The sequence below is a fragment of the Pseudomonas sp. F2 genome, assembly GCF_057174385.1.
Genome location: NZ_CM169904.1, coordinates 3311745 through 3333162, shown reverse-complemented (window position 1 = coordinate 3333162; position 21418 = coordinate 3311745). Strand labels below are relative to the sequence as shown.

The 21418-nt window shown below is 59.1% G+C and carries 23 protein-coding genes; 13 read left to right on the top strand and 10 right to left on the bottom strand.

Annotation, left to right across the window (positions count from 1 at the left end; all coding sequences use genetic code 11):
• The first annotated feature begins 686 nt into the window (after positions 1-686).
• From cyoA to AC193Q_RS14860, 6 genes are all read left to right on the top strand, one after another.
• Complete coding sequence (gene cyoA, locus AC193Q_RS14885) at positions 687-1628, top strand: ubiquinol oxidase subunit II (protein WP_027612162.1); 942 nt, start codon at positions 687-689, stop codon at positions 1626-1628.
• 3 nt (positions 1629-1631) lie between these two features.
• A complete protein-coding gene (gene cyoB, locus AC193Q_RS14880) occupies positions 1632-3659 on the top strand; it encodes a cytochrome o ubiquinol oxidase subunit I (RefSeq protein WP_047296376.1) in 2028 nt (675 codons plus the stop codon).
• Positions 3660-3662: 3 nt separating this feature from the next.
• Positions 3663-4286 (top strand): cytochrome o ubiquinol oxidase subunit III, encoded by a 624-nt coding sequence (cyoC, locus tag AC193Q_RS14875; protein WP_003227982.1) that lies wholly within the window; start codon positions 3663-3665, stop codon positions 4284-4286.
• Positions 4286-4621, top strand: a complete 336-nt coding sequence (cyoD, locus tag AC193Q_RS14870; RefSeq protein ID WP_041071757.1) for a cytochrome o ubiquinol oxidase subunit IV — start codon at positions 4286-4288, stop codon at positions 4619-4621. Before cyoC ends, cyoD begins: the two co-directional genes overlap by 1 nt.
• A 10-nt stretch (positions 4622-4631) precedes the next feature.
• Positions 4632-5519 (top strand): heme o synthase, encoded by an 888-nt coding sequence (cyoE, locus tag AC193Q_RS14865; protein WP_003227980.1) that lies wholly within the window; start codon positions 4632-4634, stop codon positions 5517-5519.
• A gap of 406 nt (positions 5520-5925) precedes the next feature.
• The gene (locus AC193Q_RS14860; RefSeq protein WP_041071759.1) at positions 5926-6417 is read left to right on the top strand and encodes a RidA family protein; all 492 of its coding nucleotides are present in this window, start codon (positions 5926-5928) and stop codon (positions 6415-6417) included.
• A 66-nt stretch (positions 6418-6483) separates the two neighbouring features.
• On the opposite strand, the gene AC193Q_RS14855 is transcribed toward AC193Q_RS14860, so the two are convergent.
• The 3 genes from AC193Q_RS14855 to AC193Q_RS14845 all read right to left on the bottom strand — a co-directional run bounded on the left by AC193Q_RS14855 (position 6484) and on the right by AC193Q_RS14845 (position 9535).
• Positions 6484-7188 carry a hypothetical protein gene (locus tag AC193Q_RS14855; protein ID WP_047296374.1) on the bottom strand — a complete coding sequence of 235 codons (705 nt, stop codon included), beginning with the start codon at positions 7186-7188 and terminating at the stop codon, positions 6484-6486.
• 119 nt (positions 7189-7307) lie between these two features.
• Positions 7308-8828: a sensor histidine kinase gene (locus AC193Q_RS14850; protein WP_121187105.1), complete on the bottom strand. Its 1521-nt coding sequence runs from the start codon at positions 8826-8828 to the stop codon at positions 7308-7310.
• A complete protein-coding gene (locus AC193Q_RS14845; protein WP_041071765.1) occupies positions 8825-9535 on the bottom strand; it encodes a response regulator transcription factor in 711 nt (236 codons plus the stop codon). The genes AC193Q_RS14850 and AC193Q_RS14845 overlap by 4 nt, the downstream gene beginning before the upstream one ends.
• Before the next feature lie 151 nt (positions 9536-9686).
• Here AC193Q_RS14845 and msrB point away from each other — a divergent pair, with 151 nt between their 5' ends.
• Genes msrB through msrA form a run of 3 tightly spaced genes read left to right on the top strand, consistent with a single transcriptional unit; the run spans position 9687 to position 12744 of the window.
• Complete coding sequence (gene msrB / locus AC193Q_RS14840; protein WP_086791664.1) at positions 9687-10205, top strand: peptide-methionine (R)-S-oxide reductase MsrB; 519 nt, start codon at positions 9687-9689, stop codon at positions 10203-10205.
• A 43-nt stretch (positions 10206-10248) separates the two neighbouring features.
• Positions 10249-12024, top strand: coding sequence for a cytochrome c biogenesis protein DipZ (locus AC193Q_RS14835; RefSeq protein WP_121187103.1), 1776 nt, complete (start codon positions 10249-10251; stop codon positions 12022-12024).
• Between the two features lie 15 nt (positions 12025-12039).
• Positions 12040-12744, top strand: a complete 705-nt coding sequence (gene msrA, locus AC193Q_RS14830; RefSeq protein WP_483878566.1) for a peptide-methionine (S)-S-oxide reductase MsrA — start codon at positions 12040-12042, stop codon at positions 12742-12744.
• 10 nt (positions 12745-12754) lie between these two features.
• Here msrA and AC193Q_RS14825 read toward each other — a convergent pair whose 3' ends face one another.
• Both AC193Q_RS14825 and AC193Q_RS14820 read right to left on the bottom strand, forming a co-directional pair.
• Positions 12755-13159 carry a GNAT family N-acetyltransferase gene (locus AC193Q_RS14825; RefSeq protein WP_121187099.1) on the bottom strand — a complete coding sequence of 135 codons (405 nt, stop codon included), beginning with the start codon at positions 13157-13159 and terminating at the stop codon, positions 12755-12757.
• Between the two features lie 53 nt (positions 13160-13212).
• Entirely contained in the window at positions 13213-14118 is a 906-nt protein-coding gene (locus AC193Q_RS14820) for a LysR family transcriptional regulator (RefSeq protein ID WP_121187097.1), read from the bottom strand.
• A gap of 102 nt (positions 14119-14220) precedes the next feature.
• Here AC193Q_RS14820 and AC193Q_RS14815 point away from each other — a divergent pair, with 102 nt between their 5' ends.
• Positions 14221-15393, top strand: coding sequence for an aspartate aminotransferase family protein (locus AC193Q_RS14815; RefSeq protein WP_121187095.1), 1173 nt, complete (start codon positions 14221-14223; stop codon positions 15391-15393).
• A 237-nt stretch (positions 15394-15630) separates the two neighbouring features.
• Here the strand turns inward: AC193Q_RS14815 and AC193Q_RS14810 are convergent, their stop codons facing one another.
• The 4 genes from AC193Q_RS14810 to AC193Q_RS14795 form a co-directional block, all read right to left on the bottom strand.
• Complete coding sequence (locus AC193Q_RS14810) at positions 15631-16044, bottom strand: hypothetical protein (protein ID WP_047296366.1); 414 nt, start codon at positions 16042-16044, stop codon at positions 15631-15633.
• Between the two features lies 1 nt (position 16045).
• A complete protein-coding gene (locus tag AC193Q_RS14805) occupies positions 16046-17965 on the bottom strand; it encodes an alkaline phosphatase D family protein (protein WP_121187093.1) in 1920 nt (639 codons plus the stop codon).
• Positions 17966-18037: 72 nt separating this feature from the next.
• Complete coding sequence (locus tag AC193Q_RS14800) at positions 18038-18769, bottom strand: hypothetical protein (protein ID WP_121187091.1); 732 nt, start codon at positions 18767-18769, stop codon at positions 18038-18040.
• A 110-nt stretch (positions 18770-18879) separates the two neighbouring features.
• Entirely contained in the window at positions 18880-19254 is a 375-nt protein-coding gene (locus AC193Q_RS14795; protein ID WP_121187089.1) for a hypothetical protein, read from the bottom strand.
• A 118-nt stretch (positions 19255-19372) separates the two neighbouring features.
• On the opposite strand from AC193Q_RS14795, the gene AC193Q_RS14790 reads away from it, so the two are divergent.
• Positions 19373-20122, top strand: a complete 750-nt coding sequence (locus AC193Q_RS14790; RefSeq protein ID WP_121187087.1) for a hypothetical protein — start codon at positions 19373-19375, stop codon at positions 20120-20122.
• Between the two features lie 45 nt (positions 20123-20167).
• Complete coding sequence (locus AC193Q_RS14785) at positions 20168-20536, top strand: PH domain-containing protein (protein ID WP_034156100.1); 369 nt, start codon at positions 20168-20170, stop codon at positions 20534-20536.
• Between the two features lie 12 nt (positions 20537-20548).
• Here AC193Q_RS14785 and AC193Q_RS14780 read toward each other — a convergent pair whose 3' ends face one another.
• Positions 20549-20878 (bottom strand): hypothetical protein, encoded by a 330-nt coding sequence (locus AC193Q_RS14780; RefSeq protein ID WP_121187085.1) that lies wholly within the window; start codon positions 20876-20878, stop codon positions 20549-20551.
• 255 nt (positions 20879-21133) lie between these two features.
• Between AC193Q_RS14780 and AC193Q_RS14775 the strand changes: the two genes are divergently transcribed.
• Entirely contained in the window at positions 21134-21394 is a 261-nt protein-coding gene (locus AC193Q_RS14775; RefSeq protein ID WP_121187082.1) for a DUF6429 family protein, read from the top strand.
• The last annotated feature ends 24 nt before the right edge of the window (positions 21395-21418 follow it).

The following is a 21418-nucleotide window of genomic DNA, read 5'->3' as shown; positions in this document are numbered from 1 at the left end:
GTCACACACATCCTGTCGCAGGGCGTTTCAGCAACCCGGATTGGCGTAATGTTACAAAAAAGGATTGGTCTGTTTCGGCATTTTTCTGGTTTTGCACGCAGGTGCCAGATCAGGCAGTTTTAACAGGCTCTGGCAGATGGCCAGAGGCCTTTGAATATCGGGCTTTGCGCCAATTCGGTGTCGGGAAAAAGCCTTAGGAGCTGTCTGAACTGAGGTGTATAGGCCTACATTTTTTGGTGTTTTTGTTGAGAATCGATTTCGATAACATGCGGAACTTTTGCAAAAACGGTGATGGATTGTTGCTCTGAGCGATAAAAATTATTTCGGGATAAGACATGGTGTATAGGGCGCTACCTATCTACAATCGCCCGCACTGAATTCCCGGCACTGTTCAACCTTTATTAAGGAACTGGACAGGAAGTCGGGTGTCGAGCAGGCCGAAAGGCTTTCGAGACACCCAGGTGTCGGTGCCTTCCAACTTTCCGCACCAAATGGAATTGGTCTGTAACAAGGCCTTTGACCACGAATTCGAATAAGAACTGACCGCTGTCCCAAGGTTTTGTCGAGCGTCTGACGCGCGACGGGCGGCCCTTATTCAATCCAAAGAAAATGCCAACCCTTGGCAGGGTGAAGTGTTGGCGATCAAAACCCAACTGCATTGCGCAAGCTGCTTTAGAGGTCGTGAGATGAGTAAAAACAGGTACCCCAGATTACTAGGCCTAGTGCCGCTGCTCGGCACGTTGTTGCTGGGAGGCTGCAACATGACCCTGCTCAATCCAACGGGCCAGGTCGGCCTGGAACAGCGCAACCTGATCATCACCGCCACGCTGCTGATGCTGTTGGTCGTTGTGCCGGTTATCGTCATGACCTTCCTTTTCGCCTGGAAGTACCGCGCGTCCAACAAGGATGCCGTCTACACCCCGAAATGGTCGCACTCGACCAAAATCGAAGTGGCGGTCTGGACCATCCCGGTTCTGATCATCATCGCCCTGGGTTACATCACCTACATTTCGACCCACAAACTGGACCCGTACCGTCCGATTGAATCCGACGTCAAGCCGGTGACCATCGAAGTCGTTGCGCTGGACTGGAAGTGGCTGTTCATCTACCCGGAACAAGGCATTGCCACGGTCAACAAGATCGTGTTCCCGGCGCATACCCCGGTCAACTTCCGGATCACTTCCGACGCCGTGATGAACTCGTTCTTCATCCCGGGCCTGGGCGGCCAGATCTACGCGATGGCGGGCATGACCACCAAACTGCACCTGATCGCTGACCGCAACGCTGAAATGGACGGTATCTCCGCCAACTACAGCGGCGCTGGTTTCACCGGTATGAAATTCAAAGCGATCGCAACTTCTCAGGAAGATTTCGACGCCTGGGTAAGTGAAGTCAAAAAGGCACCTAAACAGCTTGAACAAGCTGAATACGCAGCCCTTGCCAAGCCAAGCCAGAACAATCCAGTCGAGCTCTACTCCTCGGTCACGCCGAACCTGTTCCAGACCATCGTCGACAAGTACGAAGGCATGAAACCGGGCAAGCCGCTGAAGCACGAGAAGAAAGAGAAAGAAGTGGCGGCAACGGACATGGACTCGAATTCGCATTCAGCTGCCGGGGCAGAGGAGTAAACGATGTTTGGTAAATTAAGTTGGGAAGCGATCCCTTTCCACGAGCCGATCGTGATGGTCACCATCTCGATGATCGCGCTCGGTGGTCTGGCGTTGTTCGCTGCAATCACCTACTTCAAGAAGTGGACCTACTTGTGGACCGAGTGGCTGACGTCGGTCGACCACAAGAAAATCGGCGTGATGTACATCATCGTTGCCATGGTCATGCTGCTGCGTGGCTTTGCCGATGCGATCATGATGCGTACCCAGCTGGCCATGGCCACCGAAGGTTCGCCTGGCTACCTGCCACCTGAACACTATGACCAGATCTTCACCGCTCACGGTGTGATCATGATCATCTTCATGGCGATGCCATTCTTCACCGGCCTGATGAACCTTGCAGTGCCGCTGCAGATCGGCGCGCGTGACGTTGCCTTCCCGTTCCTGAACTCCCTGAGCTTCTGGCTGCTGGTGTCTGGCGTTGTGCTGATCAACCTGTCCCTGGGCGTCGGCGAATTCGCCAAGACCGGCTGGGTTGCCTATCCGCCGCTGTCGGGTCTGCAATACAGCCCTGGCGTGGGGATGGACTACTACATCTGGGCGCTACAGCTATCCGGGTTGGGTACGACGCTGACGGGGGTCAACTTCCTCGCCACCGTGCTGAAAATGCGTACCCCTGGCATGAAACTGATGGACATGCCGATCTTCACCTGGACCTGCACCTGGGCTAACGTCCTGATCGTGGCTTCGTTCCCGATCCTGACCGCTACCCTGGCACTGCTGACCCTCGACCGTTACATGGATTTCCACATTTTCACCAATGAACTTGGTGGCAATCCAATGATGTACGTCAACCTGTTCTGGGCCTGGGGCCACCCTGAGGTTTACATCCTGATCCTGCCGGCATTCGGCATCTTCTCGGAAGTGATCTCGGCGTTCACCGGCAAGAAACTGTTCGGCCACCACTCGATGATCTACGCTTCGGGCGCGATCTCGGTACTGGGCTTCATGGTTTGGCTGCACCACTTCTTCACCATGGGTTCGGGTGCCAGCGTCAACGCCTTCTTCGGTCTGGCGACGATGCTGATTTCCATCCCGACGGGTGTGAAACTGTTTAACTGGCTGTTCACCATCTACCAGGGCCGTCTGCGCTTCACCAGCCAGGTCATGTGGACCCTGGGCTTCATGGTGACCTTCGCCATCGGCGGCATGACCGGCGTACTGCTGGCCATCCCGGGTGCTGACTTCGTTCTGCACAACAGCCTGTTCGTGATTGCGCACTTCCACAACGTGATCATCGGCGGCGCGGTATTCGGCTACATCGCAGGTTTCGGCTTCTACTTCCCGAAAGCGTTCGGCTTCAAGCTGCACGAAGGCTGGGGTAAAGCAGCGTTCTGGTTCTGGATCTCGGGCTTCTTCGTCGCGTTCATGCCGCTCTATGCACTGGGCTTCATGGGCATGACCCGTCGTCTGAACGCCACCACCAACCCTGAGTGGGTACCGTACCTGTACGTGGCCATGTTCGGTGCGATCCTGATCGCCGTGGGCATCGCCTGCCAGCTGATCCAGCTGTACGTCAGTGTGCGTGACCGCAACAAGCCAGAGAACATGTGCGAACACGGTGACCCGTGGAATGCCCACACTCTGGAATGGTCGACCTCGTCGCCACCTCCGTTCTACAACTTCGCTGTGCTGCCTAAGGCTGACTGCATCGACCCGTTCACCGAAGCCAAGGAAAACGGTACTGCGTACCAGGCTCCGGCCAAGTACGAGCCGATCCACATGCCGAACAACACCGCCACTGGCGTGGTGATGGGCGCACTGCTGACCGTCTTCGGTTTCGCGATGATCTGGCACATCTGGTGGTTGGCGATCGCCAGCCTGGCCGGCACTGTCATCTACTTCGTGATCCACGCGGCACGTGACGACCAGGGCTACATGGTTCCGGTTGAAACGATCGAGCGCATCGAAGCCGAGCAGCACAAGCGTCTGGTCGCGGCAGGGAAAATCCCGGCCAATGCCACCCGTGTAACCTCGTTGGAACAGGCTTAAACCATGTCGAACTTAGTGACCAATGTTGGACACGCCCATGGTGACCATGGGCACGATGACCATCACCACGACTCGGGCGAGATGACCGTATACGGTTTCTGGCTCTACCTGATGACCGACTGCATTCTGTTTGCGTCGATCTTCGCGGTGTACGCAGTACTGGTAAACAACGTCGCCGGTGGCCCGTCGGGCCACGACATCTTCGAACTGCCATACGTGCTGGGCGAAACCGCTCTGCTGTTGTTCAGTTCGATCACCTACGGCTTCGCCATGCTGGCGTTGTACAAAGGCAAGAAGCAGCAGGTTCTGGGCTGGTTGTTCATGACCTTCCTGCTCGGCGCAGGCTTCATCGCCATGGAGATCAACGAGTTCCACCTGCTGATCTCCGAGGGCTTCGGTCCTAGCCGTTCGGGCTTCCTGTCGGCGTTCTTCACCCTGGTCGGTACCCACGGTCTGCACGTATCCGCGGGTCTGATCTGGATGGGCATCATGATGTACCAGGTCAACAAGCACGGCCTGACGGCGACCAACAAGACCCGTCTGAGCTGCCTGAGCCTGTTCTGGCACTTCCTGGACGTGGTGTGGATCTGCGTATTCACCGTTGTTTACCTGATGGGGACCCTGTAATGGCTAATGCACACTCCCATGACAGCCATGATGCTGGCCACGGCAGCGTAAAGTCGTACGCCATCGGCTTCATCCTGTCGGTGATCCTGACCGTCATCCCGTTCGGCCTGGTGATGTACCCGACCTTGCCGAAGTCCACGACGCTGGCAATCGTCCTGCTGTTCGCGGTAATCCAGGTGATCGTTCACCTGTACTACTTCCTGCACCTGGACCGTTCGATTGCACAACGTAACAACGTGATCGCGTTTGTCTTTACGGCCATCGTGATCCTGCTGCTGGTTGGCCTGTCGCTGTGGATCATGTTCAGCATCCACACGTACATGATGGCGAAGTGAGGTAGACCCGATGTCGCTCAAGCACTTTATCCAAATCACCAAACCGGGGATCATTTTCGGTAACGTGCTTTCTGTGGCAGGCGGGTTCTTCCTGGCCTCGAAAGGGCATGTAGATCTGGCGGTGTTCCTGGCCGCCATGATCGGCACTTCCCTGGTTGTGGCCTCCGGTTGCGTGTTCAACAACTGCATCGACCGCGACATCGACCTGAAGATGGAACGCACCAAGAACCGGGTGCTGGTGCAGGGCTTGATCTCCCTGAAACTGGCCCTGGTCTACGCGACCATCCTGGGTGTTCTCGGCGTTGCCTTGTTGTACAAGGTGGCCAACCCGTTGGCCGCCCTGTTCGCGGTAATCGGCTTCATCATCTACGTCGGCTTCTACAGCCTGTACCTCAAGCGCAAGTCGGTTCACGGCACGCTGGTGGGCAGTCTGTCGGGCGCCATGCCGCCAGTGATCGGTTACGTTGCCGTGACCAACAGCTTCGACATGGCCGCACTGACCCTGCTGGTGATGTTCAGCCTGTGGCAGATGCCGCATTCCTACGCCATCGCGATCTTCCGTTTCAACGACTACCTGGCCGCATCGATTCCGGTGTTGCCCGTCAAGCGCGGAATCGAAGTGGCCAAGAAGCACATCCTGCTCTACATCCTGGCGTTCCTCGTGGCGACCTTGATGCTGACCTTCAGCGGTTACGCCGGCATGAGCTACCTCGCCGTTGCCGCGGCCATGGGCATGTACTGGTTGTACATGGCCTGGACCGGCTACAAGGCGGTGGATGACACGGTCTGGGCACGCAAGCTGTTCGTGTTCTCGATCTTCACCATCACCGCCCTGAGCGTCATGATGTCCCTGGACTTCAAGGTGCCGGCCGAGCTGCTGCTGACGTACGCGCCGTAAGGCTCGATGGCTTCACGAAAAACCCCGCACATTGAGAGATGTGCGGGGTTTTTTGTTGGGTGCTATTTAAGGTTGAGCGTGTCTTTGGGAAACGACTGTCTGCTTATAGAGAGATCTCCTACCTTCAGAAAACTTTTCATTAGTTAGGATCCCAGAGGCTATTTTCTAATGGGGCAGGTTTGGATGAAAAAGCGCGATCTGTTTGCTGAGTTAATGCAGGGCGTCGCAGAGATGGCGGCACACCGTGAAAATGTGGCGAAGGATGCCTCAGCGGCCGGTTGCTATCACTTCGTGAAACACCTAGATTTGGATCCAACTATGTCGATGACCTGCCACAAATCGAATCTCCGGCAATCATCGGTCTTAACCTGCGGTTCTTCATGCACTGATCAAAAGGCTGGGCGAAATGACTGAGAGGATGACCTGCGACGAACGCTTCATTGCCCTGGCACAAGAGCTGAACTACGACATCTATGGCGAGAACACTGCCGGCGGCAATTACGCGCCGCTGATCCGTCATCGCGATGAGTTGTACATCAGCGGCATGGTGCCACGGGTCAATGGCAGGATTCTGTATCCCGGTCGCGTGGGGTTGGAGTTGACGCTCAAGGATGCCCAGGCTGCCGCGAGCATCAGTGCCATGCGCTGCCTGGCACTGATCGTCGATGCGGTCGGTTCGCTGGACAAGATCCGCGCCTTGTTGCGGGTCACGGTGTATGTGAAGTCGACCCCGGACTTTGTTGACCTGAGCGAGGTGGCCAACGGCGCATCGGACGTGTTCAGCCATGTGCTCGGCGATGCTGGCCGGCACACCCGCACCACGGTCGGTGTCTATCAGTTGCCGAAGAATGCTGCGATCGAGGTCGACATGATCGTTGCGGTACAGCCGGAAGTCTGACCGCCGCAACGCCCAAAAAAAGCCCCGCCTGAATCTCAGAGCGGGGCTTTTTTGTCGGCGCCGGATTTACTGCGCGGCGATGCTGTAACCCTCGAACGCCGTCTGCTGTTGCAGTGCGGTGATGATGTTCTTGCGGTTGATTGCGTGTTCGGTGCCGGCGTTGTCGACAAAGGTTTCGCCTTCCAGCTCGGCTTCTTCGCCTTCACCGACAAAAGTGAAACCGAGGAACTCCAGCGCCTCACGGTCAACGTTCATGCGCGAGCGCGGCGTGCGCAGCGGCAGGGTCACGCTGCTGCCGTCCTTGCTGATGGTGAAGATTTCGACTTCTTTCTTGGCGCGAGCAGCTTTGCCCTTGCCGCCACTCGGGTTGCTGATCGCCTGATGGGTCTGGTTCAGCACCTTGAGGGCCAGGCCGTAGACGATTTCCTGGAACGCCGGATCGTCCTTGAAGCAGGACAGGATGCGGCCGATCGAGAACTTGCTGCTCAGGTCTTCAAGGGCGGCGAGGTCGGCGGCTTCGGCGTCTTTCAGCGCCTTGAGCTGGCCCATCAGCTCATAGGCCTTGTCGTCGTCGAAGCTGTCGTGTGCCTGACGGATCGCGGCGCGCAGCTCGCGGATCTGGTCGCTTTCGCGGGTCGACTGGAAAGCGTCCAGCACCATCTCGCTGATGATTTTGGCTTGTGGGAGGTGTTGTGAAAGATTGATGGAGTTTTCGTATTCCGCTTTGGACGATTCGGTGACTACGGATTCAGCGGTGTTGAAATCGGACATTGAAATTTCACTACTTTTTTAACTTGAGTGGAAACGAGAAAGCGCGAGGTCTTTTTCAGGCCGGTTAATTTAGGGGAGCGGGGCGGCGTTGTCACGGAACAACAGTCCGGTGGTGCGGATTATTTGTCCGGCGTGTTCAGGTTCATCGAGCGCACCATCCACTGTTCCGCGGTTTGCTGATCGGTCGGCAGCGTGAAGCGGAAAGTCGCCCCGCGCCCGGCGACATCGATCAACTGAATCTCACGCCCGTGCAGTTGCAGGATACGGTGGACGATGCGCAGACCCAGTCCGCCGTCACGTCGCGCCCCGCCAATATTGAACGGACGCAGGAACAGACCTTCGCGCAGCTCCGGAGCGATGCCGGGGCCGGTGTCGCTGACGGTGACTTCGACCAAGACGCCCAGGGGTTTCACATCCAGCTCGATTTCACCGCCCGCAGGCGTGTAGCGCAAGGCGTTATCCACCAGGTTGGTCAGCACCCGTTCGATCAACCCGAGGTCGGCGCAGACCGTTGGCAGGTTGGGCACGAAGCTGGCCTTGAGTTCGACATGGCGGGCTTCGGCCGCCAGTTCGAATTTCTGGAAGATGTCCTGCAGCAGATCGATCAGTGAAAAGCGTTCCAGTACCGGTTGCACGAAACCGTGTTCCAGACGCACCAGCTCCAGCAGCGATTGCGCCAACCCGCCGACCTTGCGGCTCTGATCCAGCGCAATGCCCAGATAGCGGCGGCGTTCTTCGGCGGTGAGCGTAGCGTCCTTGAGTGACAGGGTTTCCAGATAACCGTGCAGCGAGGCCAGTGGCGTGCGCAGGTCGTGGGAGATATTCGCCACCAGTTCGCGTCGCTCCTGATCCTGGCGGGTCAATGAGCGCCACTGCTCACCGAGGCGTTTTTGCATTTGGCGGAAGGCGCCATCAAGCACGGCGATCTCATCCGGGTCAGCGCTTTTATCCACAACTGCTGACGGAGCGGGCAGCGGTTGCGGCGTGCCATCAATGTCAAAGCGGCTGACGGTTTCGGTCAACCGGCGCAAGGGGCGGGTAATCAGGTTGAACGCCGTGAGCCCCGCGATCAGGCACAACAGCGCCACCAGCCCGATCGACAGTAGCGCCGTATTGAGTGCGGCACTGGTCGCGCCCCGTTCAGCGAAGCGATCGTGTTCTTCGCTGAGCAACACCACGTACAGATAACCGGCGGATTTGCCGTTGACCTTCAATGGCGCAGCGCTGAACACCTTGCGCCCGTCGGCACTGCGCGGGTCATCACCGAGGATCGGCAGCGGCTGGTCATTGAGCAGGCGGCGGATCGGCGCCAGATCGACGGTCTCCCGGCGTAAATGGCCTTCCGGCGCCGCGTTGCCGACAATCCGTCCCTCGGGGTCGAGCAGGTATACCTCGACACTCGGGTTGACCAGCATCAGCTTGCTGAACAGTTCGCGCACGGCACCGGGCATCAGGCCATTGCTGTCCATCAGCACCGTGTCATGGGCGATGTGCTGCGCCAGGTCCCGCGACAGGCCTTGCACCACTTCCAGTTCATGCATCTTGCTCGAGCGCACTTGCAGCCATGCCGAGGTGCCGCAGCACACCAGCAGCAAAACGGCGAACACCAGCGACAGGCGCTGCGACAGGTTGAGTCTCATGGTTGTTCCGTGCCGAATTTATAGCCGCGACCCCACACGGTGAGGATGCGGGTCGGTTGCGCCGGATCGCTTTCGATCTTCGCCCGCAGGCGATTGATGTGGGTGTTGACCGTGTGCTCGTAACCTTCATGGCTGTAGCCCCACACCGCGTTCAGCAGGTCCATGCGCGAGAAAACCTTGCCCGGCTGCCGGGCGAAGAAATACAGCAGGTCGAACTCTCGCGGAGTGAGGTCCAGACGCGCGCCATTGAGGGTGACGTCGCGGGTGATCGGGTCAATGTTCAGACCATCGAGGCTGAGGCTGCCGGCGTCCATCTTCAGGTTGCGCGCCATGGCGTCGACCCGGCGCAGCAAGGCTTTGACCCGGGCCACCAGCTCCAGCATGGAAAACGGTTTGGCGAGGTAATCGTCGGCCCCCAGTTCCAGACCCAGAATGCGGTGCAGTTCGCTGGAGCGCGCGCTGGTGATGATGATCGGCGTATAGCGCGCCATCGCCCGGGCGCGGCGGCAGATTTCCAGGCCGTCGACGCCCGGCAGCATCAGGTCGAGGATCAGCGCATCCCATTGCCCCTGCTGCAACAGGCGCATGCCTTCATCGCCGTCGGCGCTGTGCACGACGTCGTAATGCTCGTCGCGCAGGTGCAGGCAAATCAGGTCAGCGATGTGTTGATCATCCTCGACCACGAGGATGCGTCTGGTCGGTTCCATCAAGCTCAATCCTTCGGCGCAATGAGTGCATTGTGCGGGTTTTCCTCGGGGCGAGTTATCACGAATTCGTTAACTTCCCGTGAGGATTTGGCGATCAACCCAAGCCTAGGCTGTGTTCCATGACAGGCACCTGGATTTTTTGGAGACGGCCATGTTTTCACGGCGACAGATTCTCGTAGCGAGCGGCGGGCTGGGGCTCGCAGCCCTGGTGGCGGGTGTATTGCCAAAATTGTCCCCGGGCACCGCGCTGGTCGAGCAGGCGCAAGCGGATGAGGCGTTTGAGGTGACCCATAGCGACAGCGAATGGCACTCGCTGCTCTCGGATGAGCAATACGCCATCCTGCGCGAAGAAGGCACTGAACGGGCCTACACCAGCCCGCTCAACAACGAACATCGCAGCGGCACATTCGCCTGCGCGGGCTGTGACCTGGCGCTGTTTTCATCGGCAACCAAGTTCGACAGCCACACCGGTTGGCCGAGTTTCTGGGCACCGCTGGAACAGGCGGTGGCCACGCGTCAGGACCGTTCCTTCGGCATGGTCCGCAATGAAGTGCACTGCCGGCGCTGCGGCGGGCACTTGGGGCATGTCTTCGATGACGGTCCGAAACCGACCGGCCTGCGCTATTGCATGAATGGCCTGGCGATGACGTTCAAACCCGTGGCGGCATGAGCCATGGCACTTTTTCGATCTTCACTTTCTACAGGACGACACCATGTGGCTCTTGGTTCTCGCTTATCTGGGCGGTGTGCTGACGATCGTCAGTCCGTGCATCCTGCCTGTTCTGCCTTTTGTCTTCGCTCGCAGCGGGCAGCCGTTTATCAAGAGTGGCTTGCCGCTATTGACCGGGATGGCGCTGACTTTCGCCCTCGTCGCCACACTGGCGGCGGTGGGCGGCGGTTGGGTGGTGCAAGTCAATCAGTACGGGCGCTGGCTCGCGTTGCTGTTCGTTGCACTGTTCGGGCTGACGCTGCTGCTGCCGCGCCTCGCCGAGCGCCTGACGCGACCGCTGGTCTCGGCCGGCAGTCGGCTGTCCGAGGCCGCCGGCCAGGACAATCGTCCGCGTCCCGGCGCCTCGTTTTTGATCGGCGTTGCCACGGGACTGCTCTGGGCGCCGTGCGCCGGACCCATCCTCGGTTTGATTCTGACCGGCGCCGCGCTGCAAGGGGCAAGCATCGCCACCACGCTGTTGTTGCTCGCCTACGCGGCGGGCGCCGCGACTTCACTGGCGGCGGCGCTGCTGCTGGGCGGTAAGGTCTTTGCGTTGATGAAGCGCTCGATTGGCACCGGTGAATGGATCCGGCGCGGGTTGGGGGCGGCGATGCTCGCGGGTGTCGCGGCGATTGCGCTGGGCCTCGATACCGGGCTGTTGGCGCGGCTGTCGACGGCGTCCACGGGCGGCATTGAACAGGCACTGGTGGGCCAACTCTCCGGCAAATCTCCCGCTGGCAACGGCGCGATGATGGCGCAGATTCCCGCGGCGGGCGCAGCCATGAAAGTCGCCGACAAGGCTCCGGGTACATTGCCAGTCGAAGGCCAGTTACCGCCGCTCAACGGCGCCGTGCAATGGCTCAATTCGCCACCGCTGGACGCTCAGGCATTAAAGGGCAAAGTAGTGCTGGTGGATTTCTGGACCTACTCCTGCATCAACTGCCTGCGCACCTTGCCATACGTCAAAGCCTGGGCGGAAAAGTACCGCGATCAAGGCCTGGTAGTGATTGGCGTGCACGCCCCGGAGTTCGCTTTCGAGCGCGATGTGGGCAATGTCACTAAGGCCATGAAGGAGCTGGGCATCAACTACCCGGTGGCCATCGATAACGACTACAAGATCTGGCGCGCTTTCAACAACGAATACTGGCCGGCGCATTATTTTGCCGATGCTCAGGGACGGATTCGTTACCACCATTTTGGCGAAGGCGACTACGCCGAATCGGAACGCGTGATCCAGCAGTTGCTGCGTGAAGCCGGGGCGAAAACCGTCGCCGACGGCTTGATCAACGCTGACGCCCAAGGCGTGCAACAGGCGCCGGACATGAATCAGGTGCTGTCACCGGAAACCTATGTCGGCTACCAGCGTGCGGAACATTTCGTACCGGAAAGCGGCCTGGTGCCTGACAAGGCCGCGACCTATAACCCACCGGTCAACCTGACGCTGAATGACTGGAGCCTTGGTGGCCAGTGGGCCGTCGGTGCCGAACGCGCTACCGCCAGCGCGCCGGCCAGCCGCATCGTCTATCGCTTCCATGCCCGCGACCTGCATCTGGTGCTGGGCCCGGGCGCGGATGGCAAACCGGTGCGTTTCAAAGTCTCGATTGACGGTCAGGCGCCAGGTGATGCCCACGGTGTCGATGTCGCCGCGGATGGCAGCGGCCGTGTGACCGAGCAGCGCCTGTACCAATTGGTGCGGCAAACCGATGCGGTGAAGGATCGGACCTTCACCATCGAATTTCTTGACCCGGGCGTATCGGCTTACGCCTTCACCTTCGGCTGATCGGGAGTGCGCAACATGAAAGCTCAAAACAACTGGCGACGTGCGTTGCTCGGTGTCGCCATGGCGGGTGTGATCGGCCAATGCTCGGCGTTCTCTTTCGGTGCAGAGGACGCGGTGGTCATCCCGCCGCCAGCCCTCGACGAAACCACTCAGGCGCACAGCGAAACGGCGGTGTTCGCCGGTGGTTGCTTCTGGGGTGTGCAAGGGGTTTTCCAGCACGTCAAAGGCGTGCAGACAGCCGTCTCGGGTTATGCCGGCGGCGCGGCGGATACGGCGGAGTATGAACGGGTCAGCGCAGGCGACACCGGTCATGCCGAGTCAGTGCAAGTCACCTTCGATCCGACGCAAGTCAGCTACGGCAGCCTGCTGCAGATCTACTTCTCGGTGGCCCACAACCCGACCGAACTCAACCGCCAGGGGCCGGACAGCGGTACGCAATATCGCTCGGCATTGTTCCCGGTCAACGCCGATCAACAACGGGTGGCCCAGGCCTACATCGCTCAACTCGACGCGGCGCATGCCTACAGCACACCGATCGTTACGAAACTGGAAACCTACAACGGTTTCTACCCGGCGGAGGACTATCACCAGGACTTCCTGACCGAACATCCGACTTATCCGTACATCGTGATCAACGACATGCCGAAGGTCGCGCAGTTGAAGCAGTTGTTTGCGCAGCGTTATCAGGAGAAGCCGGTGTTGGTGAAAAGCGGGAGTTGATTCTCACGTGTTACTTGAGCCTCGGGCGCTCCATGGCAATCACCGATGTTTCAAACCCCAAACTGGCAAAAAACGCCTCCGCACCTTCACGTCCGGCGCGCAGTACCCAAGTGATCTCCGGGTTGTCACCCATGACATGCTCGACCAGCGCGCGGCCGACGCCGGCGCGTCGATGCTGGTCATCGACCACGACCATCGACAGATAGCCGTTGGACAAACCGTCGGTGATGCCTCGGGCGAAACCGATGATCTGCTCGCCGCTCAGTGCGACGGCAGTGCGTTGCGAGTTCTCGATGAGTTGAGCGAAGTAGTCGCTGGAGCCTGTTCGGTGGCTCCAGCCATTTTGCCCAAGAAACAGCCGAACTGGCTCCACTTCGTCGGGCAACAGATCGCGTACGGTAAGGTCGTTTTTCATCGATAGCAGCATCCTTGTCGGCAATCATCGGAGCGTAGTCGATAGCAACCGGGTCAGGATCTGCCCCAGGTTTTCATCGCGAACTCGACGAAGCGCCGCAGCTTGGGCAAACGATAACGATCCGGCGCGTACAGCAGATGCAACGGACGGCTCGGTGGCTGGTAATCGGGGATCACCGTCACCAGTTTGCCGTCGCGCAGGTCCTGTTCCACCAGCGCGTCCGGCAGCATGACGATACCCATGCCGGTGCGCGCTGCCTGATGCAGGCCGGCCGAGGTGTTCATCAGCATCGGGCCGCTGACGTCGACCAGAATCTCGCCGTGCGGGCCGCTGAGGCGCCAGCGTTTTTCCACCGATTGCCAGTCGTCGCCGGCAGGGTAGGCGAACGACAGGCAGTCGTGTTGCTGCAGGTCTTGCGGGGTGATCGGCATGCCGCGCCGGGCGACGTAGGCCGGCGAGGCGCACACGGTCAGGGTGTAGTCGATCAGCGGCCGGGCGATCAGGTTCGACTGCTCGAAATGCCCCAGCCGAAATGCCACGTCGAGGCCACTTTCCAGCAGGTCCGGTCGGCTGTTGGTCAGCACCACATCCATTTTCACCTGCGGGTATTGCAGGGAAAACTCGCTGAGTGCCGGGGCCAGGCGTTCGACGCCAAAGGTCAGCGGCGCGGTGATGCGCAGCAGGCCACGGGGTTCATCAAGGGCCTGTTCGGCGAGACGTTCGGAGTCGGCCACCAAACCCAGAACGTCGAGGCAGCGCTGGTAGTAAACGCTGCCGAACTCGGTCAGCCGCTGGCGGCGAGTGGTGCGCTGCAGCAACTGCACGCCGAGCCGTTGCTCCAGTGCGCGCAGGTGATTTCCGACCATGGTGGTGGACATTTCGCACTGCAACGCGGCCGCCGTCATGCTTCCGGCTTCCACGACCTTCACGTAAACGCCCATCGCCTGCAACAGGTCCATTATCAAGCTCTGCTGTTAAATGATTGAAGTTTTGCCGAGTTTATCCAGTTCTGGTGGCTAACCATACTGCAAACACACCGACCTTCACTGGAGTTTGAAGTCATGACCGCCGCCCTGATGAACACCTACCAACCGCTGGCCTTGAGTTTCACCAGAGGCCTGGGCACTCGCCTGTGGGATCAGGCCGGTCGTGAATACCTGGATGCCGTCGCGGGTGTCGCGGTGACCAATGTCGGGCACTCGCATCCGCGCATCGTTGCTGCCATCAGCGAACAGGCCGCAATGCTGCTGCACACCTCCAACCTGTACAGCATCGACTGGCAGCAACAACTGGCGCGGAAACTCACGCAGCTGTCGGGAATGGAGCGGGCGTTCTTCAACAACTCCGGCGCCGAGGCCAATGAAACCGCGCTGAAGCTGGCCCGGTTATACGGCTGGCGCAAAGGTATCGAACAGCCGCTGGTGGTGGTGATGGCCAACGCGTTTCATGGCCGCACGTTAGGCACTTTGTCGGCCAGCGATGGCCCGGCGGTGCGGTTGGGTTTCAATGATCTGCCGGGGGATTTCGCCAAAGTGCCCTTTGGTGATCTGGCGGCGCTGGATCAGCTGCAGCAAAAGCACGGCGCGCGCATCGTGGCGATTCTGGTCGAGCCGATCCAGGGCGAAAGCGGTGTGCAACTGGCGCCGCCCGGCTACCTCAAAGCCCTGCGTGACCTGTGCAATCGGCACGCCTGGCTGCTGATGCTCGATGAAATCCAGACCGGCATCGGCCGCACCGGCCAGTGGTTTGCGTTCCAGCATGAAGGCATCGTGCCGGACGTCATGACCCTGGCCAAAGGCCTCGGCAACGGCGTGCCGATTGGCGCCTGTCTGGCACGGGGCAGAGCGGCGGAGCTGTTCACCCCCGGCAGCCATGGCAGCACCTTCGGCGGCAACCCGCTGGCCTGCCGGGTCGGCTGCACGGTGCTGGACATCATCGAAGAGCAAGGCTTGCTGGACAATGTCCGGGTGCAGGGCGAGCGCCTGCTGACCCGCCTGCGCGCCGAACTGGCAGACAACCCCAACGTGCTGGCGATTCGTGGGCAGGGCTTGATGATCGGCATCGAGTTGAAACAGCCGATCCGCGACCTGACGCTGATTGCGGCGCGGGATCATGGGCTGCTGATCAACGTGACACGGGGCAAGACGATACGGCTGCTGCCGCCGCTGACGATTGATGAGCGGGAGGTGGGGATGATTGTCAGAGGTGTGGGGCTGGCGGTCTCAACTGACTGAGAGGCAGGAAATTGAACGAAGAGGCGTCCGTATTTGCACGAATTCCATTGTGCATTTCTGCGATAGATCTCAGCAGTCTTCTAGCATTGGCCGGGGAGCTTAAAAGGTAAGTCGTTGTATCGATTTCTAAAGGGTCTGGCTTTCTTTTTCGCATGGCTCTGCTTCCTGTGTAAGGGAAGCAGAGTATGAATCAGCGATTCCAGAGATGTTTCCTTAAAAACTGTAGTCCCCTTCCGACTACTTTGACGTCTTAAATCCGCTGTATTTGTCAGGAAGTTCGGCGCCTGTTAGCAGGCAGTCGAAAACAAGCTCCGGATCTACCTGGCACAAATATACAAACCTCAGCTCTTCCAAATTGACCAGTGTCGACTGGGCATTGACCAGAAAACGAGGCTCCTGCCATTGCTGGGCAATTACAGCAAGGGCCTGAGGCCCGCGTACGATCCATGTCGCACATCCACCAGCAATGCTTGGCAGATAACCATTGTGAAGTAGTAGGCGCAGGGCGGCCTCCAGGGTTTCAATTTCTTGCAGGTTGATCCAGCGCGCATGGGGAGCCTCGCAATCATCGCCGGCATGTACGCTGTCGCGGGTGATAAGTAATCGCGAAGGTATCGTCACTGCAATCTCACTGTGGGCAAAAGAGGCCATATCAATCAGGATAATCCCCCAACTCCGGCGCCAGCATCCGCGTCTTCACCGCCCCGTTCGAATTGTGCTGAATGATCTCGCTCGGCTGCCCCTGGTCATTGAAAAACACCTGGCCGATCCCCGCCGAATTCCATAGGCGCTCGCCCGCTTCGGCATGTTCCGGGGTATAGGGCACGATGCGCATGCGCCGGCGTTTGGTGAACCAGTTCAACGGCGAGCGCGGCGAATAGAGCCAGCGGTTGAGGCGGTCGAACCATTCCAGCAGGGTTTTCGGGAACTCGTTCTTGATCCCGCTGCTGGTGATCTGCCAGATCCGTGGTCCGGCTTTGCGGTGTCGGATAAGCACTTCGTAGACGAAGGAGTAATGCACGTCACCGGACAGCACCACGTAGTTTCCGGGTGTGCGGGTGTGTCGGAAAATGTTCAGGATCACCTGCGCGGCGCCACGGTGGGCCATCCAGTTTTCCGCGTCGACCAGCAGCGGATAGCCGCACCAGCTGAAAACCTTCTGTACGGTTTCGATCAGCTTCACGCCAAAGATCGGTGCGGGGGACACGATGATCGCCGACGGATGATCCAGCAGTTCCTGCTGCAGCTCGCTCAGCGCTTCCCAGTCCAGCAAACCAGAGGGTTGCTTGAGCGCCATCTCGCTGCGCCAGCGCCGGGTACGGGTGTCGAGCACCACCAGCGCCGGGCTGCTCGGCAACACGAAATGCCAATGCTGAAAGCGCAATAAGTCGTCGATCAGCGCGTCCTGCACCGGGCTGTCGAGATAGCGATCGTCACCGCTGGCGCTCAGGCGTCGAGTGTTCTCCAGCACATCCCTGAACGCATCCGGATTGTTGCCCCAGCCTTGGCACAACATGTACGCGATCAAGGCGTTGCCGATGATGCGTTTGGAGAACGGATGGCCGTAGGCGGTTTCCTCCCATTGCGCGGAAAGATTCCAGTCATCGGTGATGTCGTGATCGTCGAAAATCATCAGGCTCGGCAGATGCGCCAAGGCTCGGGCAACGTTGCCCAAACCGGCCTTGAAGCCATCGATACGGGTTTGCTCCAGGGTGTAGCGCTGCAAGCGTTCAGGCGTCAGCGCTGGAGCAGCAGGATTGATCAACGCCCAGGCAATCGGTGACCACACCAGCAAGTACATCGCCATCACTTCGGCGAAGGTCACCAGGTGATTGTCGGCGCTGCTGCTGGTAAAAATCGGTTTGCGCGCACCGCCGAAAAAACGCTCGCGCAAGGTCTCGTTACTCTCCAGCGCCGGTAACAGATCCGCGCGGTGGTAGTAGCTGGCCGGGTGTTCGTAAAGTCTGGCGCTGTCGCTGACCACGGCACCTTCGAGGTGTTCGTCGAACAAGCCAAGACGTTCGATCAGACAGTGAATCGCCCGCAGCATCGGCCCGGCGACGTCATCGGCGTAGATCTGGTCGCCGCTCATCATCAGCAGGGCCGGACGTTGTTGCGGATCGGTTTCGCCAGAAAGCAGTTGGTCAACGCACAGCAGACCGTCTGCCGCCGGATGATGCGGCTTGCGGCAGGAACCGTGCAGCAACTGATCGATCCGCGAACGCACGACAAGGTTCGGACAACGAGCGTTAGCGTAAAGCAGATGCGGCGCCCATTCGGCGATGGGCGAGTGGCCGTCGATCAACAGGTCGTAGTCGATGCGGGTGTCGCAGGGCAGGGCGCTGTCGAGTACAACGTCGATCAGATGGACGAACGCATGACGGCCGACGGGGATGACCGTGCATTTCCCGGCATCGAGAGGGATGTCTCCTACGCCTTGCAGGCGCAGGATCGGCGCCAGTATGCGGGTGCCGACCAGCCACAGGACGATTCGCGTCGGTTCCAGCCGGCGCAGCAGCGGGCCGGCCAAGACAGGAGGCAACGGATTCAGGTCAGCAGATATCGAGGACATTCGCAGGCAAGGCTCAAGGCGCACAGGCTGGCGATGATAGCGCAGCCGGCGCCTTGAACCCTTAAACGAGGCTTAAGCGTCAGCCTTCTGCAGCTTCAGCGCCAGCAGTCGCCATTCGCTGGAAGCGGGTTGCTCCTGCACCGAGCATTCGAAGCGATAAGTGACGTCATCGCCATTCATGTTGCGTGCAGTGACCTTGTTGCTGAGGGTGTAGACTTGGCCCTTGAAGCGTTGGGTGACCACGGCGGTGCTGTCAGCGAAGCGCGCCGACGCCGGGAAACGCAAGGCCCCGGTCACGTAAGGGCTGCACATGACATACGCGAGCATCGATTTGTCGCTGTCGGCATGCTGAGCAAGCTTGTCGCGCAGCGCGCTGAATGCTTTGCGGCCCTGCGCGTCGCTCTGATCCAGAACGGTTTTTTCGGACATCGATTTCGGTGCCCGGTTGGCGTAGTTCGGCAGCAGTGCAGAGTCGCGGGGCGAAGGCTGATTGTCTGGCTCGATAGCGGCGAACCCCGGAGCGTTTTCCAGTGCCACGGGCGTCGAATCCGACTCGGCTTCCGGCAGCAGGCTGGTGGTCACTTCGTTCTGGGTAATCACCTCTTCGGTGGGCGCCCGTTTGGGTTTATGCGCCGACGGGAACAACGACAGGAAGATCGACAGCACCACCAGACCGACGATAAAACCGCCCGCCGCGCCAACGATGTTGCCGTAAAACAGATTCCAGCTGCCGCGGTTTTTCACCACCCAGCGCCACATCAAACCCCAGGCCGCAACAAATGCCAGAAAACTCAGAAACTCCATGCGATCCTTTCCTTAACCCTTCAATAGCCTGCCAAACAGCACTCACTGGCGGTGAATGCTGAGATTGGGCGGCAAGATATCAAAATAGAGGTCTGACGCCACGAAGACATTCACATGCCGAGATTGGGCGGATTGATCTGAACAAAAAACATGATCGCCGTGATGCCGGCCACAACGCCGCAAAGGCCGGCCAGTAGCTGGCGGGCGACAGGGTTTTCGACCTGCGAGCGACGGGCCACCAGCATCCATACGCCGGTCAGCGCCGCGGCAGTCGCGAGCATTTCCAGAAGCGATCCCATGACCCCCGGGACCGGTGGCCGGCTGGAGCCGAACAGACCGACACAAAGCTGCGAAACCACCAGGCCGACAATCATGCCGCTGGCCGCACCTAACACATTGGCGAGTAGCAGATTCCACGCACCACGCTGCCTGACGACCCAGACCCACATGCCTATCCAGGCGATAAAGAAAAGCGCTACATCCATCGTATCCATCCTTCGAACCAGTCGCGGTACAAACGCTCGGCACCTCGCCGACAGTGGACGGCAAGATAGCAAAATAGTAGCGTCGCGCCACTTTCTTGATTCCTGTAATGGACTACGCATGTCAAAAGTCGCTTCTGCTCTGCGCACGCTTTGTGCAATCACACTCGCCAGCGCCATTACCCCGGCATTCGCCGCCTGGAAAGAGCCGCCGGAGAGCAGTTGGCAGTATTACCTCGCCAACTGCCAGCGAATGCAGGAAAAAATCGCCGACGTCCAGAGCGGTCGCGTACCCAGCGCCTATGAGGTGATCGGCGACCTCGACAACAGCCTGCGGAGCATGAACCAGCGCCGCTCGAACCTGACGCCCCAATACCTCGGCTCCCGCGAATACGCGCAATGCGAAAACGTCGCCGCCCAGGCCGAGGCAACCATTGCGCAAGGCAATGCCGAGTTCGCCGCCAGAATGAACCAGGCCGCCGAGCAAGGCCGCATCGCCCATCAGAACTCCCCCGAATACAAACGCGCCCGTTCACTCGGCTACAGCGACGTCGGCGAGATCTCCTTCCTCAAACTCCACGAAGACATGGACGGCGAAGCCCGCCTGAAAACCATGCTGATCACCGTCGACGAAATCTGCGGCCAATACTTCCGCGCCACGCACTATGTGAAGCCGTATGTGATCTATACCGTTCGGCCTTCGGATGGCGGATGCGGCGAAGTGAAACGCATCGCGGTGGTTGGCGGTCGATCCGTGGAGAAGGGCGATTACATTGATGAGAAGGGCGAGTTTCAGTATCTGGGTTGGAAGAAGCTTGTCGGCGCTGATGGGTTCCCAACCGATATCCGAGTGCTGAAAGCCCGTCGTTGAACCAAAAAAATACCGGGATGTTTTTTTGAATATGAGGATGGACAGATGATCGACTTCAACAACAAAGGCTTCTTCAAACTCAAGCAAAACGATGAGTACGCCGAGCGCGTAAGCGCGCTGTTGCTGGACGGTGAGGAAGTGATCGACTCCTACAAGGCGATGCGTGATGGCGTGGTGTTTACCAACAAACGCATCATCGCGGTCAACGTTCAGGGCATTACCGGCAGCAAGAAGGATTTCACCTCCTTGCCATACAAGAACATCGTCGCCTACTCCGTGGAAACCTCGGGCACCTTCGATCTGGATTCGGAGCTGGAGATTTACTTCTCGTCACTGGGGAAAGTGAAGTTCGAGTTCACCGGGAAGACGTCGATGGTGGAGATTTCCAAGTACATCTCGAAGCATCTGCTGTAACGGCAAAGCCCATTACAAGATGTCTTTCAAGTAACCCTTGAGCGCGAGGAGCGGCTGATCCAGCTGCTCTAGCGAACGCGCTTCGCTGAACTCAGCGGACAACTTGTGCAACTCACGTCCCAGCGGTTTCTCGACGCCGCCCAAGGCATTCATCGCCAAGCCCAGGCATTCATTCATCTTGAGCTGAATGGTCTCGACATCCCCGCGTCGCACCAGTAGTTCGAATACGTCTTTCTGATAGTCACCCATGACCATGTCGTCTCGCAGGATCGGGCTCAGGCCTTCTTCCTCGTAAGCGAGCTTGAGGGAGAAAAGGGCGACTGTTTCCAGTGACGTTTCCATGGGGGGCCTTAGCGACGTCCGTCAATGTGAGTGTTAATGCGTAGATGCAACCACCGATGCGGTGGACTACTTTCAGAGGGGCGTGATTATACGGAGTGAGATCAACAAGTGCAGCCCAAAGGCGAGGCCGGGCACTCGCAAGCCGATCAATAACCTTCACGGGGTTGAGCGGTATTTCCATCGGAGGTCGGCGAGTATTATGGTGAACCTTCAGACACTCGACGTTAACTGTTGGATACGAATGGAGTGACGACCATGGAATACGACGACAAACTGATGGAAGACGCCGTGCTTGCCCTGTTGGCAGCACTCAGTTCCGATAAAGGAAATGCCTGGAAAGGGTTCGACTTCGAGATCATGAACCGATTGCATGAACAGGGTTTCATTAGTAATCCGGTGAACAGGAACAAGTCGGTCTGGTTGACGGAGGAGGGGCTGGAGCGGGGGCGGGCGATAGCAGCGCGATTGTTTGGGGGAGATGGTCAGGTTGAGTCTGCAACCGACTCCGATACCTGAGTCCGTGCGATGTCACGTGCTACC